Source organism: Conchiformibius steedae, assembly GCF_014054725.1.
Taxonomy (GTDB): Bacteria; Pseudomonadota; Gammaproteobacteria; order Burkholderiales; family Neisseriaceae; genus Conchiformibius; species Conchiformibius steedae.
Genome location: NZ_CP059563.1, coordinates 1178987 through 1195121 on the forward strand (window position 1 = coordinate 1178987; position 16135 = coordinate 1195121).

Here is a 16135-nt window from a genome sequence, read left to right on the forward strand (position 1 = left end):
GTCTCCGTGTGGGGTTAGAGCGGCATGCGGTTGGCGCAGGCGTTGCCGCTGCGGACGGTGGCATTGATGATGTAGTCGGCAGTGGTGGGCGTGGTGGGGGCAACAGGCTTGCCCGAACCGTCAATAGCAGGTGCGTCCACATCATAGTTTAAGCGGATTTGCACCAGCGAGGGCAGTTGGGATTCGCTTAAACGGTTGCTGAAAGTAAAGGTTTCGGGGGCATCTACAACCGCACCCGCGCTGGGGGCTGTGCCTGCTGCACCGCCGCCTGCTGAGCCGCCACCAGCGGCTGCCGTGCCGGCAGGTTGGGTGTAACCCAGCGGACAGTTATTGGTATAACCGAAACCGAACTGCATTTCGTTGATGCCGCGGCTGACCAGTTTGGGATTTTGCCATGTGCCGTCGTGTCCCAAATCGCTGCGTAACAGTTGTTTGTTGTCTTTGTCAAAAATATAGGCTGCCGCATACAGCTTGCTTAAGGTCAGTTCGCCGCTGTCGGATAGGGCAAAAGGCACTTGACTATTGAGGGCGATGGTGTTGTTGGGACTGCGGATACCGCCAAAGGCAAGGGCGGAACGGCAGCTGCTTAATACAAACGGTCCGCCTTTTGCCAGAGTTTGACGCAATACATCTAATTTGGTGCTTTCGGCGGTGTTGTCTGCCAAGGTAATTTGGGTAATCTGGCTGGGGGCTTTGGCAGATAAGGTATTGATTCCTCGAAAACCGGTTTCGCCCTGACCATAAATGAAAAACAGGGCAGGCAGTTTTTTGCCGTTGTAGTCGTAGGTGTCGGCGCGGATGCCGAATCCGTCGGTTTGTTTGACGTTGATGGTAACGTGCTGGGGCGTGTTGGGCAGGGTGGTGAAATCAGGCGCTGTCCAACCGCTGACATTGCTGACGTTGTTGCCCAAGCTGTAGCAGCCGAATGTGCCTGCCAAACGGGCATCGCGGGTAAGGTGAACGGCGGCGCTGCGCAGGTTTTGCTGAATATCCAAGCGTTCCAAGCTGCCTTGGTTAAGTTTGCGGGTGATGAAGTAAGTGCTGCCTGCCGCCAAAATCACAATCAGTGCCAATACGCTGGCAACAATAAATTCAATCAGCGTAAAGCCTTGGTTTTTGCCGGCAAACGGTAGGTGTCGGATACGGTTGTTCATCAAAATTCCTTTTTGGGGTCAAACGTCCGCCGATACGGGCGCGACAGGTGGGTGTGTGGCGCAGGCTTATTCTGCCAGCTGCAGCTGATAGCTGTAATAAACCGGTTCGGATTGGGTTTTGGCATCGGCAGGGCGGTTGGTCCATGCCACTTTGATTACGGTAGAGCCGCTGGAGGCGCAATTGAAATTGATTCTGCCGCTGCTGATGGTGGGTTCTTTGGGCGATGCCGAATCGGTACAAATGACATACGACAGGGTTTGGGCATTGGGGGTTTGCCGCAGCATGTATTCAAACAGCTGGATTTGTGAAGCAGCAAGAGCTTCTTTGCTGATGTTGTTTTTGGTTTCTTTGGCGGCGGCGTCCCAAGTGCCCCACAGCGGATTGGGAATGGTGCCAGGGTCTGCACTTAAATCCAGCTCTTTGGGGGTGTTGTTGGCACTTAAATAATGTTTGTAGGCACGCACGGCGCGGGTGCCCGATTTGATGATTTGCGGATTGGTTTGCATGGCTTCTGCCAGATTTTCAGCAGCTTGGGCAATGGTGCTGCGGCTTTCGGCTTCGCTGATGCTGCCGACCGAGCGGATTTGCGCGGCCATCAGCCCCAAAACCCCGAAAGTCAGCAAAAACACAGACACCATCACTTCAATCAAAGTAGAACCGCGCTGGCGCGGCAGGCTGGGGGGAAAAACGGCTTTCATCATCACAGTTCCTTTGGGGTTGGCAGGCAGTGGGGGAAATTAGGCGCACACTTTGGGCGATTCGTATTCGTCTTTTTGCTGGGGGCTGCAAATGGATACTTTCCCGCCCGGATTCATCACCACTTTGCGGCTGTATTTTTCGTTTTCAGACACATCAACACGGATATAGTATTGGCTTAATTCGGCATCGTGTAAAGCGCTGCTTACTTTTAAACCGAATGCGCCGTCGGGCATAAACACAAAGGCTTTTTGTGCGTCTTTGCCGCTGACGGGTGCGCCGTTCAGGTCAAACACTGAAACGCCCATATTAATTTGGTATTTGTTGTTGCCGTTGATATTGACAGTACGCAGGTCAATATCGCCTTTGCCTACATTGTATTGTCCATCGCGGTCGGTGTCGGCAAAAGCAAACATGCCGCTGCCCAGCTCGTTGGGATTGCATTGGTTGAGCGGACGGCCGTCACTGCGGATTTTCACCCCGCACACCACCACCGGCACATTGCGGCGCACCGCTTCGGCTTTGGCAAAGCGCATCAGGTTGGCAACCTGCTCGGCGCGGTTGTTGATGCGGGTGCTGTTAACCAGTGCCGCCATGCTGGGAAAGGCTATGGCTGCCATAATGCCGATAATGGCAACGGTAACCAATAATTCAATAAGTGTGAAGCCTGAGAATTTGGGATTTTTCATGATTGTGTTCTCAAAAAACGGGCAACCCTGCCGCAGGTGCTGGGCCGTCTAACGCATGTTCGGGGGCGTTGGCGGCGTTTTCAAAACGGGTAAACTGTCCTAAAAAGGTTAAAAACACGCGCCCTGTGGGGCCGTTACGGTGTTTGCCGATAATACATTCGGCCAAGCCTTTAAACTGGCTGTTTTCTTTGGTGTAATATTCGTCGCGGAACATAAACATAATCAAATCGGCATCTTGCTCGATTGCGCCCGATTCGCGCAAATCCGACATCATCGGGCGTTTGTCGGTGCGCTGTTCCACGGTGCGCGACAATTGCGACAGGGCAATGATGGGTACTTGTAATTCTTTTGCCAATGCTTTGATGGAACGGGATATTTCCCCTAATTCGGCGGCGCGGTTGTCGTTGCGCCCCGAGCCGGACATCAATTGCAGGTAGTCAATCACAATCAGTCCGAGTTTGCCGTTAAAGCGGCGTGCCAGCCTGCGCGAGCGGGCGCGGACTTCCAAAGCGGTTAGCCCCGGTGTTTCGTCAATAAAAATGGGTGCATCGGAAAGCTGTAGCACCGCCGCATTGAGCCTGTCCCAATGTTCGTCTTTCAAGCTACCGTTTTTTAAAATGTTTTGTTCCACCCGCCCCACCGAGCTGAGCATACGCAGCACCAGTTGCGAACCGCCCATTTCCATAGAAAATACCGCAACAGGCAGTTTGCTGTCCAGTGCCACATTTTCGGCGATATTGATGGCGAAAGCGGTTTTACCCATAGAGGGACGACCCGCCACAATAATCAAATCCCCCGGCTGCATGCCTGAAGTCATGCGGTCCAAATCCACAAAACCCGTTGCTGTACCCGTTACTTCGTTGGGGTTTTCGCGCTGGTACAGTACATCAATGCGCTGGACGGTTTCGCGCAGCAGCTCTGCCATGTCTAAAAATCCGCGTTTGGCTTTGGCGGTGCTTTCGGCGATTTGGAAAACCTGATTTTCGGCTTCGTCCAAAAGCTGGTCGGCGCTTTTGCCTTGGGGGTTGTAGGCGTTTCTAGCAATTTCCGTTCCAACTTCAGCCAATTGGCGGATAACGGAACGTTCGCGCACAATTTCGGCATAACGGCGGATGTTGGCGGCAGACGGGGTGGACTGCACCAGCGTAACCAGATAGTTGAATCCGCCTGCCGCTTCCAGTTCCTGACGGTTTTGCAGGTATTCCTGCACGGTAACCACATCGGCAGGCAGGTTGTCGCTCATCAGTGTGGCGGCGGCGCGGAAAATCAGGCGGTGTTCGTGCCGGTAAAAATCGGTGTGGCTGACCACATCGGCGATTCTGTCCCACGAGGCATTGTCAAGTATCAGCCCGCCCAAAACCGATTGTTCGGCTTCGGCAGAATAGGGTAGTGCGCCCACGGCTAGGGGTTCGGAATCGGCTAAAACGGCTTCGGAATGCGGCATCATGGTTATTTTACTGGTTTGACGGGCGTGTGCAAACGGGCAAAGCGCGATTGCGGGCTTGTGCGCGTTTTTGTGTTGTAAATGCGTGAAACAGCGGCAAAAGTATGTGTTTGTTAAGCAGCGGTTGCTGCGCCGCTTACGCCCGTGCTGCCGAAACCGCCGCTGCCGCGTTTGCTGGCATCAAACTGTTCTACTTGGCGAAACTGTGCCCGTATCACCGGCACGATAATCATTTGTGCAATGCGGTCAAACGGTTGAACGGTAAAAGGTTGAAGGCTTCTGTTCCACAGCGACACCATCAGTTCGCCCTGATAATCGGAATCAATCAAACCCACCAAATTACCCAATACAATCCCGTGTTTATGTCCCAATCCCGAACGCGGCAGCAGCATGGCTGCCAAGCCCGCATCGCGCAGGTGTACCGCCAAACCGGTGGGAATCAGCTCGGTTTGCTGCGGGGCGAGTGTCAGCGGTGCATCAATACAGGCGTGCAAATCCAAACCTGCCGAACCTTCGGTTGCATAAGCGGGCAGGTAAGCGGCGGCTTCGGGGCGGATGATTTTGAGTTCAACAACAGCGGGATTCATTTTTTATCCTGAATAATAAATGGTTTAAGCATTTTGTTCGCGCCACATTTGATAATCGCGCAAAGGCGGGACGGGCGGATTCAGACAATGGGGGCAAACGCCGGTAAAGTCTTCATCATCATCAAAAATATGCGCGGCATTCGGGTCAAAACGGCTTTGTTGCAACACGGCGTTTGCCAAAGCCTGTGCCTGTGCGGTATCAAAAGTAAAGTCGCGCAAAATTTCCTGCAGCAAAGCGGTTTCGGCAGCGGAAAAACGGCTGCTGTGTTGGGCAATCAAACGGCTGTAATCATCAAAGGCGATTTTCTCGCGCAACAGGGTGTCAAGCTGGGGCATGGTGTCCGCTCCAATCGGCTAAAAATAAACATATATGCCCTAATTCGGCACACGGAAAAACCGCGATGCCGCCGTTGGAAAACGGCGGCACGGCAGGCAGGCTGTGGATTATTCGGTAACGTATTTTTTTCCGTACTGATATTTGTAGGCATTTTTTGCCGTGCGCTCAATACCGTTCAGTACTACGCCGTGAATATCCACTTTATTGTGGCGGAAGCGCGACAGGGTTTCTTCCATATCGCTGATTTCCGTTTTACCGAATTGACAAACCAGCAGTGATGTGCCGATGTGTTGTCCGATAATGGCAGCATCGGTTACCGCCAAAATCGGCGGCGTATCAATGATGATGTAATCATACTGCTTTTGCGCCCACACCAAAAATTCCTGCAAACGCGGCGATTGCAGCAATTCCGCCGCATCATTTGAGCCGCTGCCGCGCGGCATAAAGCTCAAATTTTTGGTTTTGGTGGATTGAATAAATTTTTTGTAATTGGTATGGGCTTCCGTCATTAAATCGGTAAAGCCCGTTTCATTTTCCATTTCAAAAATGGTATGGGCATAGCCTTTACGCATATCACCGTCAATAATCAGCACTTTTTGATTGGTTTGCGCCATCAGCACCGCCAGATTGGCAGCCACAAAGGTTTTGCCCACCCCTTCGGTTGAACCGGAAATCATAATGGTTTTATTGGATTTGTCCATGGTGCTGAAATACAGGTTGGTACGCAGTGCCCGCAGGGCTTCCACACTGGGGTCGGTGGGGTCTTTCAGGGTAATCAGTGAATTGGAACGGGCATCTTTGCTCTTCTTTTTGAGTTTTTTGAATGCTGCGTCTGCTTGGTTTTGCAAGATGGAACGGGGTACGTTTGCCACCACGTCAATACCCAATACTTCAATGTCTTCATGTGAAGAAATACCTTGTTTTAACAGGGTTTTTACCAAAGCGGCAAACACGGACAAAAACAAACCGACCATAGTCGCCAATGCCACAATAATGGCTTTTTTGGGTTTGATGGGGTGTTCGGCTGCAGCAGCGCGGTCAATCACGCGCACACTGCCTTGCGAGCTGGCTTGCAAAATACTCAATTCCTGTTGTTTGTTCAGCAATTGGGTGTAAATGTTTTGACTGATGGTAACATTACGGGTTAAACGCACGATTTCCTGCTGGGTGGCAGGCATTTCGGTGATTTGTTTGTTCAGCCGTTTTTTGGCGTTTTCCAATACTTGAATTTTTTCTTTCAAGGCTTTATAAGCGGGATGGTCGGGGGTATATACTTCAGACAATACCGATTCTTCGGTTTTTAAATCCACAATCTGCATTTCCAGCTTATTCAAGCCTTCCAAAGTGCCGCGGGCTTCACTGGGTACGTCCAAGGATTTGTTTTGGGTGCGGTATTGGTTGAGTTTGTCTTCGGCATCCTGCAGTTCGGTGTGCAGGCGCGGCAGTTCTTCTTCAATAAATTTCAAACCGTATCGTGCGGCTTGAATGTCTTTATCACGGTTTTGTATCAAATAGTTGTCGATAATGCCGTTAAGGGTGTGCACCATTTGGGTGGGCTGGGTGCCGGTAATGGTCAGCCCGATAATGGGGACGTTTTTGCCTTTGGGGGCTACGCTTAAGGTGCTTTTCAGTTTTTCAATGGCGTTTAAGTCGGAATAGTGGGTAAGGGAAAATTCTTGTCCCAAATCGGCTTCTATTTTTTTAATCAGCAGGGTAAAAGCATGATTGACGGTTAAAGGCTGTCCGATTCGTCCGCTGTAACGGCTGCCTTCGGGGGTAATCACGGTATATTCGTGCGGACCTTGGGCAATCAGGGTAAAGCTGCGGTTTAGCCAGGCATCTTGCAGGGTAAATTCGCCGATTTCCACGCGCCCCGTTCCGCTGCTGCCACCGGGAATGATGCGGTCAAGCAGGGTATTTTTCGGGCTGACTTGAATGTTTAAGCCCAATTGCTTAATGGTTTGACCCAGCACCAAACGCGATTTGATAAGTTCGATTTCGGTATCGGCGGGGGTGCGGTTGTCTGCCAATAAATCAGAAAGTTCGCCCAACACCTGATTTTTATTGCCCGATACTTCCAGCATGGCATCTGCCTGATACACGGGCGTGGCGGTAAGGGCGTAAATCACGCCGCCCAAGCCGAATAAAATGGTTGTCAGCAGAATGGGCCATTTGTAAAACCAAATGGCACTGAATAATTCGCGTAGGTCAATTTCGTCGTCTTCAATACGGCGTTGCGGTTCGGAATGGCTGGTGGAGGACATAATATTATTCTTGCTGTGGAGGGGATATTGTGGAAATTTAAGATTTTTTTAGTTTTTTCGCCCACAAATCGGCGGCTTGTTCCAATTGCTGATAAATAAGGCGGAACATATCGTCGCTTTGGCGGTAGGGGTCGGCGATGTCTTTGCTGCCTGTGCCGAGCCATTGCCCGAACAACATGGTTTTGCCGCGCGCGCTGGGGGAAATATCGCTTACGGCATCAATCAGTTTGTGTTCCATTGCCAAAATCAGGTCGTATTGGCGGCACAGTTCGTCCGTCAGTTGTCGGGCGCGGTGGGGGCTCAAATCCACACCGTGCGCGGCAGCAACGGCAGCGGCTTGCGCATCGGCAGGATAATCTTCCAATGCACCCACGCCAGCCGAAGCAATCTCCAAATGGGGCAAACGGGCTTTCAACAGGTATTCGCCTGTAGGGGAACGGCAGATATTGCCCACACACACCACCAAAATCTTATTAAACATGCTGTGAATGCCTTAAAAAATATTTCTTAACAAAAGCACGCTGTTTACAGAAGGTATAATTTGCGACAAAACGCGGTTCCAGCGGGCAACGGGCGCTGCGGTGACATACACCACATCTTGCGGTTTGAGTGCAAACTGCGTACCCATGGCGTAAGCGGTGGCATCTTGCAGATTTAATTGGTAAACGTGAATATTTTTGCCGTCTGTCGCGCCGCGCTGATTGCGAATCACAAACACGCCTGTGGCATTGGCAATGTTTTGGTTCATGCCTGAAGATTGCGCCAAGGCTTCAGTCAGGCTTAAACCGTTGCTGCCAATGGTCAGCACCGATTGTTTGCCAACCTCGCCCATTACATACACAGGCACATTGTCGCGGGTGGGAACGTGAATGATGTCGCCGTCTGCCAACAGGCGGTTTTGCGCCAAATCGCCGCGTTCAACAATATCGTTCAGCGAAACGGTGTAATCGCGCCCGCGATGTGTCCATTTAATGCGGTCGGGGTCGGCTTTGTCGGTAAAACCGCCAGCCAGCGCCACCGCATCAACCAAAGTCAGCGGCACATTAGTCAGCGGGAAATTGCCGTTTTGTTTCACTGCGCCGCTTACCGAAATATTTTGCGAACGGAATTCGGCAATATTCACATCAACTTGTGGTTCTTTAATGTAGCGTTGCAGTCTGTCGGTCAGCAATTGGCGTACTTGTGCCAAGGTTTTGCCGCGCACTTGGATTTTGCCTGCCAAGGGGTAAAAGATATGCCCGCTTTCATCTACCCAAGTGCCTTGTGTGGCTTGTTTGCCTGAAGCACTGCCGCCAGAGAAAGCGTTTAAATCGGGTTGGTTCCATACTTTTACCGACAATACATCGCCGCTACCGATTTTGTAACTATATTGTTTTTTTAGGTTTTCTAAAGCGGGATTGCTGCGGGGACGGGCGCGGCTTTGGCGCATTTGTTCCAGCAGCGCAAAAGTGATGGGATAAACAGCAGTTTGACGGTTTAAATCGGCTTCGGCAGCACTGCCTACCACAACAACGTCTTTGTTGTGGGTATTGACGGTGCTACCTGGAATCAGCGAACCGCGGTGGCTGCACGCGCTCAAAACGCATACGGTTAAACCAAGCAAGATGAAGTTTTGTTTCATAATCATTATTTTTCGGGATTTCAAAGCATCAGTTGCTTGCAACCCCTTATAGTTAGTGTTCTTGTGGGGCGCAATTGTATCATTTTCAAGGCTGGGGGCGCAAAGACCTTACATTTTGTCAGGAATCGTATAAGCAGCCATCGCGCATGTGCAGGGTGCGTTCAAAACGCTGTGCCAGCTCGTCATCGTGAGTAACGACAATCAAAGCTGTACCCAATTCTTGTTTGAGTTCCAGCATCATGTCCAAAATATTGCGAGCATTGTTACGGTCAAGATTGCCCGTGGGTTCGTCTGCCAGCAGGCACTGCGGACGTTTAACCAAGGCGCGGGCAATGGCGGCGCGTTGGCGTTCGCCACCCGAAAGCTCGGTGGGACGGTGCAGCAGGCGTTGGCCCAAACCCACTTTTTCCAACATGGCAGCGGCTTGGGCTTCGGCTTCCTGTCGCGCCATTTTGCCAATCAACAACGGCATCATCACGTTTTCCAAGGCGCTGAATTCACCCAAAAGATGATGAAACTGATAGACAAATCCCAAATACTGATTACGCAGTTGTCCCAATTTGGCTTGACTGAGCGCGCGCAGATTTTCGCCCATCAGCGTAACCGTGCCGCTGCTGGGCATATCCAATCCGCCCAAAATATGCAACAGCGTGGATTTGCCGCTGCCCGATGCGCCGATAATGCTGACGCTTTGTCCGCTGGCGATGTCCAAATTCAAATCGCGCAACACTTCCACATGCAGTGTGCCATCTTGATAGGTTTTACCGACTTGGCGGCAGGATAAAACGGATTTATTCATAACGCAAAGCCTCCGCAGGTTGGGTACGTGCCGCACTCAGGCTGGGGTAGAGCGTAGCAAGGAAAGATAACAGCAAAGAAATCAGTGCCACGCCAAGCACATCGCTTAATTGAATATCGCTGGGCAGATAGCTGAGGAAATACACTTGTGCGGCAATCAATTTAACACCAAACAATCCTTCCACAAACGCCACAATCGCGCCGATTTTCCACGCCAGCAGCACGCCAAACAGCACACCAAAAAACGTTCCCAACAAACCCGCCACCATGCCTTGCACGATAAAAATCTTCATCACGCCGCTGGGCGACAGCCCCAAAGTCCGCAAAATGGCAATATCGGCTTGTTTGTCGGTTACCGCCATTACCAGCGACGACACCAAATTAAACGCCGCCACCACGATAATACAGGTCAACAACAGTGTGAGCATACGCTTTTCCATTTCCACTGCATTAAAATAGCTGCGGTTGTTGTCCGTCCAATTGAGCACCGCCAAACCGTCGCGCTGGTTTTGTGGAATCAGTTTGTCCATCACGGCGGGGGCGTTTTGCGGGTCGTTCAGGCGCAGGCGCAAACCGATTTGGCTTTCATCGGCGCGATAGAGTTTTTGCGCGTCTGCCAAGTGAATCAGTGCCAGTGAAGCATCGGCTTCGTCAAAACCTGTTTTGATGATGCCCGTTACATTAAACTGCTTCAAACGCGGTACCACGCCTGCGGGGGTAACATTGCCTTCGGGGGTAATCAGGGTGACTTTATTGCCTGCTTCCGCGCCCACGGCTTCGGCGAGTTTTTCGCCCAGCAAAATATTGAACTCGTCTGCTTTTAGGGTATCAAACGAGCCCTGCGGCATATTGTTGCCGTATTCCACCACTTTTTTTTCATCGGCAGGCGAAATACCGCGCAATTGCACGCCGCGCACTTCGCCTGAATTGGCAAGCAATGCTTGATTGCTGATAAAAGGCGCAGTTGCTGCCACGCCTGCTTGTCCGTCCAACTGCTTTTGCAGGGTTAGCCATGTGCCTTTGCCTGTTTCGGTGTAAAACACTTCGGCATGCGGGGCAATGTTGAGCAGCTGTCCGCGGATGTCTTTTTGAAAACCGTTTACCACCGACAACACCAAAATCAGCGCAATCACGCCCAAGGCGATGCCCAGTATGGAAATTATCGAGATAAACGACATGAAACCGCTGCGTTTTTTGGCGCGCAGGTAGCGCAAACCAATCCAAGTTTCTAAATGTGCCATAAGTTTGTGCAGGGGAAAAACAGGGTAAAGGGCTATTGTATCAAAGTTTGCCTGCACTGGTTTTACAGTAGAAGGCTTTACCTGATTTGACAAATTGGTTAGCATTGCGCCATTGATACGATTGGTAGGTAAGGAATGCGTATGGACGCAGACTTGAAAAGCCGTTTGAAAGACGGTTTGCAACAAATGGGGCTTGCGCCTGATGCAGGGCAACAATTGCTGCTGCTTGAATATGTTGCGCTGCTGACCAAGTGGAACAGCACCTATAATTTAACCGCTTTGCGCACGCCCGAACAGATGATACACCACCATTTGCTCGACAGCTTGACGCTGCTGCCTTATATAAATGGGGTAAAAACGCTGATGGACGTGGGTTCGGGTGGCGGTATGCCAGGTATTCCTACCGCCATTTGTCGTCCCGACTTGCACATTACCCTGCTCGATTCCAATACCAAAAAAACCGCGTTTTTGCAGCAGGCAGTGATTGAATTGGGTTTACCCAATGTAACGGTGGCATCGGGGCGAGTGGAAACCATGCACGACAAAAAAGTGGACGTGGTTACCAGCCGCGCCTTTGCCCAGTTGGACGACTTTATTGCGCTGACGCGCCACTTGTTGGGCGAAAACGGCTATTGGGCGGCAATGAAGGGCGTGTATCCTTATGAAGAACTGGCGCATGTTCCCGCCGATGTGGACGTGTTTCAAATTGAGCGTTTGGACGTACCCGGTTTGGCAGCAGAACGGCATATGGTGCTGATGCGCCCGAAAAGGGGCAATTGATGACACAAAAAATCATTACCGTGTGTAACCAAAAAGGCGGCGTGGGCAAAACCACCACCGCAGTCAATTTGGCAGCATCGTTCGCCCACCGTGGCAAACGGGTTTTACTGGTGGATTTGGACCCGCAGGGCAACGCCACCATGGGCAGCGGCGTGGACAAAAACACTTTCCGCACCGGCACGCGCCATGTTTTATTGGGTGAAAGCGACATCCGCACCGCGATATTGCGCAGCGAAACAGGGCATTACGATGTATTGGCATCCAACCGCGATTTAACGGGCATTGATATTCTGCTGATGGATTTTCCCGCAGGCGAATTGTGTTTGAAAAATGCCTTGGCAACGGTGGCAGACCAATACGATTATATTTTGATTGACTGTCCGCCGACTTTGTCGCTGCTGATGCTGAACGGCTTGGCGGCTGCCGACAGCGTATTGATTCCGATGGTGTGTGAATACTATGCTTTGGAAGGCATTTCTGATTTGCTGGCAACCATTCGCCGTATCCGTCAAACCATTAACCCCAAGCTGGATATTGCGGGTGTGGTGTTTGTGATGTTTACCAGCCAAAACCGTTTGTCTTTGGAAGTAAGCAGCCAATTGCGCCATTATTTCGGACAACGGGTGTTGGAAACCACCATTCCGCGCAATGTGCGTTTGGCGGAAGCACCCAGCCACGGCATGCCTGCGCTGGCTTATGACGAAAAAGCCAAAGGCACACAGGCCTATCTGGCATTGGCAGATGAATTGCTGGCAGTGAAAGAACAACCTGCCATGCAGGGTTATTTAAAACGTATGTTGGTGTTTTAATTGATAAAACCCGCTGTTGTTTAAGCAGCGGGTTTTTTTGACAACCTGAACATTATTCCCTCCCCCGTTAAAGCAAGGGAGGGCTAGGGTGGGGGATTCATTAGGGCGCGGCAGGTGCAGAAGCGGCTTCGGCTGCCGTTTCCGTACCCGCAACGGCATAATCCGCAGCATCTACCACCTGTTTGGATTCAATAAAGTCTTTTAGGATTTGTGCATCAAAAAAGCCCGAATCAAAATAGCTGGGGTGGGTGCTTAATTTGGGATAACCGTCGCCGCCGTTGGCGCAAAAATTGGGCATGGCAATGGTGTAGGTTCTATTGGGGTCAATCGGCTGATTATCAATGCGGATGTTGTCTACCGTGCCGGCATCGTGATTGACATCCATGCTTAAATTGGCGGAAAACTGGGCGTATGCGCCCGAACCCGGTTTTTTCAGGGCAACGGCTTTCAGGTATTGTTCCAGCTCTTGCCCGCTCAAGCGGATTTGCGCTACGGTGTTGCCAAAGGGGTGGACTTTTAAGATGTGTTTGTAGGTCAGTTCGCCTTCGGGCAGGGAATTGCGGATGCCGCCGCTGTTAATCAGGCTGATATCGGCTTTCAGATGGGCTTTTTGCGCTTCGTTAATCAAACGTCCGAGATTGGTGGGACGGTAACGTACGTTGTCGCGGCTGCCGTCAAACACGCCGCGTGTCTGTCCGATTTTGACGCTCAATAATTGGTCGCCTTTGTCCTGATAGGGTTTCAGGCGCGCCAATACTTCTTGGTCTTGGGGAATGGCTTCGGTGTAGTAGCGGTATGTGGTTTTGCCGTCGGCAGTTTTGATTTTTTCTTTCAGGTTGATGGGAATCAGTTGGTAACCCACCAGCTTGGTCACGCCGTTGCGGAATTCAAAATCGGCGCGTCCGATGTATTTGCCCCATTCGCCTGCCTGAACAATCCATGTGCCGTTTTGGTAGTCGGGACGGCAGTCGTCGCCCGGTTTGAAGCGGCTGTTAAACGAGCCGTCGGCATTGATGCACACGGTGGTGTGCGAGTGTCCGCCGATAATCAAATCAAATTTGTCGCTGTCTAGGCTGCGGGCAAGGGTAACATCGCCGGGGGCGTTGGAACCGTGTTTGGCGTTGTGGTAATAGCCCATGTGGGTGAGGGCGATGCGTACGTCGGGACGGTGGGTTTGTCCCAGTTCTTTCAATACGCGGCGGGCAGCTTCTACAGGGGGTTCAAAGGTAATGTTTTCGGTTTGGGCACTGAGTTTGGCGGTGTCTTCGGTGGTGAGCCCCACCACGGCGATTTTTAATCCGCCCTTATTGATAAGGGTATAGGGTTTGGCGAGGTAACGACCTGTTTTGTCATACACATTGGCAGATAAAAACGGAAATTGGGCTTGGTTTTGCTGGGTGTTTAATACATGCAGCGGTTTGTCAAATTCGTGGTTGCCCAGCGCCAGTGCTTCGTATCCGAGCAGGTTCATGCCTTCAATATCGGGTTGGGCGTTTTGAATGTCGGATTCGGGTACGCCGGTATTGTAGTCGCCTGCGTTCAATACCAAAACATATCCGCCGCGTCCTTGTACTTCCTGTTTTACACGGTCGATAACGGTTTTGTGCGCCGCCATGCCGTATTCGCCGCGTTCGTTTGCCCAAAAACGCCCGTGAATGTCGTTGGTGTGCAATACGGTAAAACGGTAGGTTTGGTTAAGGGTATAAGCCGAAGCCGCTTGACTAAGCAGCAAAGCGGCGGTAAAGATGCCGATTTTAGGGGATTTTTTCATTATTTTATTCCTGATTAAGTGGATAAACGCCTGACGCTTGTCAAGCAGGAAAGGTAAAGCATCGTTACAACATGGCACAACAAGCGGCGCACTGCTCGCCAATCGGAAAATGCGCCAGTACAACAAAAATTTTAACGGGTTACAGGCTTGTATTTAATCCGTTTCGGTTTCGCGCCTTCTTCGCCCAAACGACGTTTTTTATCGGCTTCATACTCTTGGTAGTTGCCGTCAAAAAATACCCATTTGGAATCGCCTTCACACGCCAAAATGTGCGTGGCGATGCGGTCCAAGAACCAGCGGTCGTGCGAAATTACCATCACGCTGCCAGCAAATTCCAGCAAGGCATCTTCCAAAGCGCGTAAGGTTTCCACGTCCAAATCATTAGACGGTTCGTCCAACAGCAAGACATTTCCGCCTGCAATCAAGGTTTTCGCCAAATGCAAACGTCCGCGCTCGCCGCCCGACAGCTTGCCGACAATCTTGCTTTGGTCGCTGCCTTTAAAGTTGAAACGCCCCAAATACGCACGCGCAGGCAGCTCAAATTGCCCCACCTGCAAAATATCGCGCCCTTCGGCAATCTCGTCAAACACGGTTTTGTCGTTGCCCAAACCTTCGCGGCTTTGGTCAATCAGGCTCATTTTTACCGTTTGTCCGATTTTCACTTCGCCCGAATCAGGCTGCTCTTTGCCCGCAATCATCTTAAACAGCGTGGATTTACCCGCACCATTCGGACCGATAATGCCGACAATCGCGCCCGCAGGCACTTTAAAGCTCAAATCATCAATCAGCACTTTGTCGCCAAACGATTTGGAAACATTGACAAATTCAATCACTTCATTGCCTAAACGCTCGGCAACGGGAATAAAGATTTCCTGCGTTTCATTGCGTTTTTGGTATTCGTAATTGGACATTTCCTCAAAACGCGCCAAACGCGCTTTGGATTTGGCTTGACGACCTTTGGCGTTTTGGCGTACCCATTCCAGCTCTTGTTTCATCGCTTTAATGCGTGCCGCTTCGGATTTGGCTTCGTTAGCTAAACGCTGTTCTTTTTGTTCCAACCAAGACGAATAATTGCCTTTCCACGGAATACCGTGTCCGCGGTCCAGTTCTAAAATCCATTCGGCGGCGTTGTCCAAGAAATAGCGGTCGTGGGTGACGGCAACCACTGTACCGGGGAAACGCACCAAAAATTGTTCCAACCATTCAACGGATTCCGCGTCCAAGTGGTTGGTGGGTTCGTCCAACAGCAGCATATCGGGCTTGGACAACAGCAGTTTGCACAGGGCAACGCGGCGTTTTTCACCACCCGACAAATGGGCGATTTTTGCGTCCCAATCGGGCAGGCGCAAGGCATCGGCGGCGATTTCCAATTCGTGTTCCGCGCCGCCGCTGGACGAACCGGCGGCGATAATGGCTTCCAAACGTCCTTGTTCTTCCGCCAACGCATCAAAATCGGCATCGGGTTCGGCGTAGGCGGCATACACTTCTTCCAAGCGTTTTTGTGCGGCAACCACTTCGCCCAAACCGCTTTCCACTTCTTCGCGCACGGTTTTTTCGGGGTCTAATTCGGGTTCTTGCGGCAGGTAGCCGATTTTAATGCCGCTCATCGGTATGGCTTCGCCGTCAAATTCTTTGTCCACGCCCGCCATAATGCGTAATACGGTGGATTTGCCCGCGCCGTTTAAGCCCAGCAAGCCGATTTTGGCACCGGGGAAAAACGACAGGGAAATATCTTTAATAATGGTTTTTTGCGGGGGAACGGTTTTGCTGACGCGCAGCATGGAATAAACGTATTGGGACATGGGCTTTCCTGTGGTAAAAAAGTTACAATGCGGTTAAAATTTACCCATTTTAACCGTCTTTATGCATTGGTAACAAGGTTTGCCGCGATTCTTGTGTCAAGCAAGACAAACGCACTGCTGCGCCATGCGCTATAAGCGATT

General features: G+C 51.2%; 15 protein-coding genes. 2 read left to right on the forward strand and 13 right to left on the reverse strand.

Going from position 1 to position 16135, the window contains the following annotated elements; all coding sequences use genetic code 11:
- Positions 1-14: 14 nt before the first annotated feature.
- The 11 genes from H3L98_RS06345 to H3L98_RS06395 all read right to left on the reverse strand — a co-directional run bounded on the left by H3L98_RS06345 (position 15) and on the right by H3L98_RS06395 (position 10832).
- Positions 15-1154, reverse strand: coding sequence for a PilW family protein (locus H3L98_RS06345; protein WP_027021259.1), 1140 nt, complete (start codon positions 1152-1154; stop codon positions 15-17).
- A 66-nt stretch (positions 1155-1220) separates the two neighbouring features.
- Complete coding sequence (gene pilV, locus H3L98_RS06350) at positions 1221-1856, reverse strand: type IV pilus modification protein PilV (protein WP_051531959.1); 636 nt, start codon at positions 1854-1856, stop codon at positions 1221-1223.
- Positions 1857-1892: 36 nt separating this feature from the next.
- Positions 1893-2540: a GspH/FimT family pseudopilin gene (locus H3L98_RS10930; RefSeq protein ID WP_051531960.1), complete on the reverse strand. Its 648-nt coding sequence runs from the start codon at positions 2538-2540 to the stop codon at positions 1893-1895.
- Between the two features lie 10 nt (positions 2541-2550).
- Entirely contained in the window at positions 2551-3984 is a 1434-nt protein-coding gene (gene dnaB, locus H3L98_RS06360) for a replicative DNA helicase (protein ID WP_156932266.1), read from the reverse strand.
- A gap of 113 nt (positions 3985-4097) precedes the next feature.
- Positions 4098-4571: a dUTP diphosphatase gene (gene dut / locus H3L98_RS06365; protein WP_027021261.1), complete on the reverse strand. Its 474-nt coding sequence runs from the start codon at positions 4569-4571 to the stop codon at positions 4098-4100.
- A 24-nt stretch (positions 4572-4595) separates the two neighbouring features.
- Positions 4596-4907 (reverse strand): hypothetical protein, encoded by a 312-nt coding sequence (locus H3L98_RS06370; RefSeq protein WP_027021262.1) that lies wholly within the window; start codon positions 4905-4907, stop codon positions 4596-4598.
- A 108-nt stretch (positions 4908-5015) separates the two neighbouring features.
- Positions 5016-7172 (reverse strand): polysaccharide biosynthesis tyrosine autokinase, encoded by a 2157-nt coding sequence (locus H3L98_RS06375; protein WP_051531962.1) that lies wholly within the window; start codon positions 7170-7172, stop codon positions 5016-5018.
- Positions 7173-7209: 37 nt separating this feature from the next.
- On the reverse strand, positions 7210-7653 hold the full coding sequence (locus tag H3L98_RS06380) for an arsenate reductase/protein-tyrosine-phosphatase family protein (protein WP_027021264.1): 444 nt from the start codon (positions 7651-7653) through the stop codon (positions 7210-7212).
- Positions 7654-7665: 12 nt separating this feature from the next.
- Positions 7666-8793: a polysaccharide export protein gene (locus H3L98_RS06385; protein WP_027021265.1), complete on the reverse strand. Its 1128-nt coding sequence runs from the start codon at positions 8791-8793 to the stop codon at positions 7666-7668.
- A gap of 118 nt (positions 8794-8911) precedes the next feature.
- A complete protein-coding gene (lolD, locus tag H3L98_RS06390; RefSeq protein ID WP_027021266.1) occupies positions 8912-9592 on the reverse strand; it encodes a lipoprotein-releasing ABC transporter ATP-binding protein LolD in 681 nt (226 codons plus the stop codon).
- Complete coding sequence (locus H3L98_RS06395) at positions 9585-10832, reverse strand: lipoprotein-releasing ABC transporter permease subunit (protein WP_027021267.1); 1248 nt, start codon at positions 10830-10832, stop codon at positions 9585-9587. The genes lolD and H3L98_RS06395 overlap by 8 nt, the downstream gene beginning before the upstream one ends.
- Positions 10833-10973: 141 nt before the next feature.
- Between H3L98_RS06395 and rsmG the strand changes: the two genes are divergently transcribed.
- The gene (rsmG, locus tag H3L98_RS06400) at positions 10974-11612 is read left to right on the forward strand and encodes a 16S rRNA (guanine(527)-N(7))-methyltransferase RsmG (RefSeq protein WP_034333310.1); all 639 of its coding nucleotides are present in this window, start codon (positions 10974-10976) and stop codon (positions 11610-11612) included.
- A complete protein-coding gene (locus tag H3L98_RS06405) occupies positions 11612-12421 on the forward strand; it encodes a ParA family protein (protein WP_027021269.1) in 810 nt (269 codons plus the stop codon). The genes rsmG and H3L98_RS06405 overlap by 1 nt, the downstream gene beginning before the upstream one ends.
- 100 nt (positions 12422-12521) lie before the next feature.
- Here the strand turns inward: H3L98_RS06405 and ushA are convergent, their stop codons facing one another.
- The gene (gene ushA, locus H3L98_RS06410) at positions 12522-14192 is read right to left on the reverse strand and encodes a bifunctional UDP-sugar hydrolase/5'-nucleotidase UshA (RefSeq protein WP_051531963.1); all 1671 of its coding nucleotides are present in this window, start codon (positions 14190-14192) and stop codon (positions 12522-12524) included.
- Positions 14193-14323: 131 nt separating this feature from the next.
- Positions 14324-15994, reverse strand: coding sequence for an energy-dependent translational throttle protein EttA (ettA, locus tag H3L98_RS06415; protein ID WP_027021270.1), 1671 nt, complete (start codon positions 15992-15994; stop codon positions 14324-14326).
- Positions 15995-16135 lie beyond the last annotated feature (141 nt).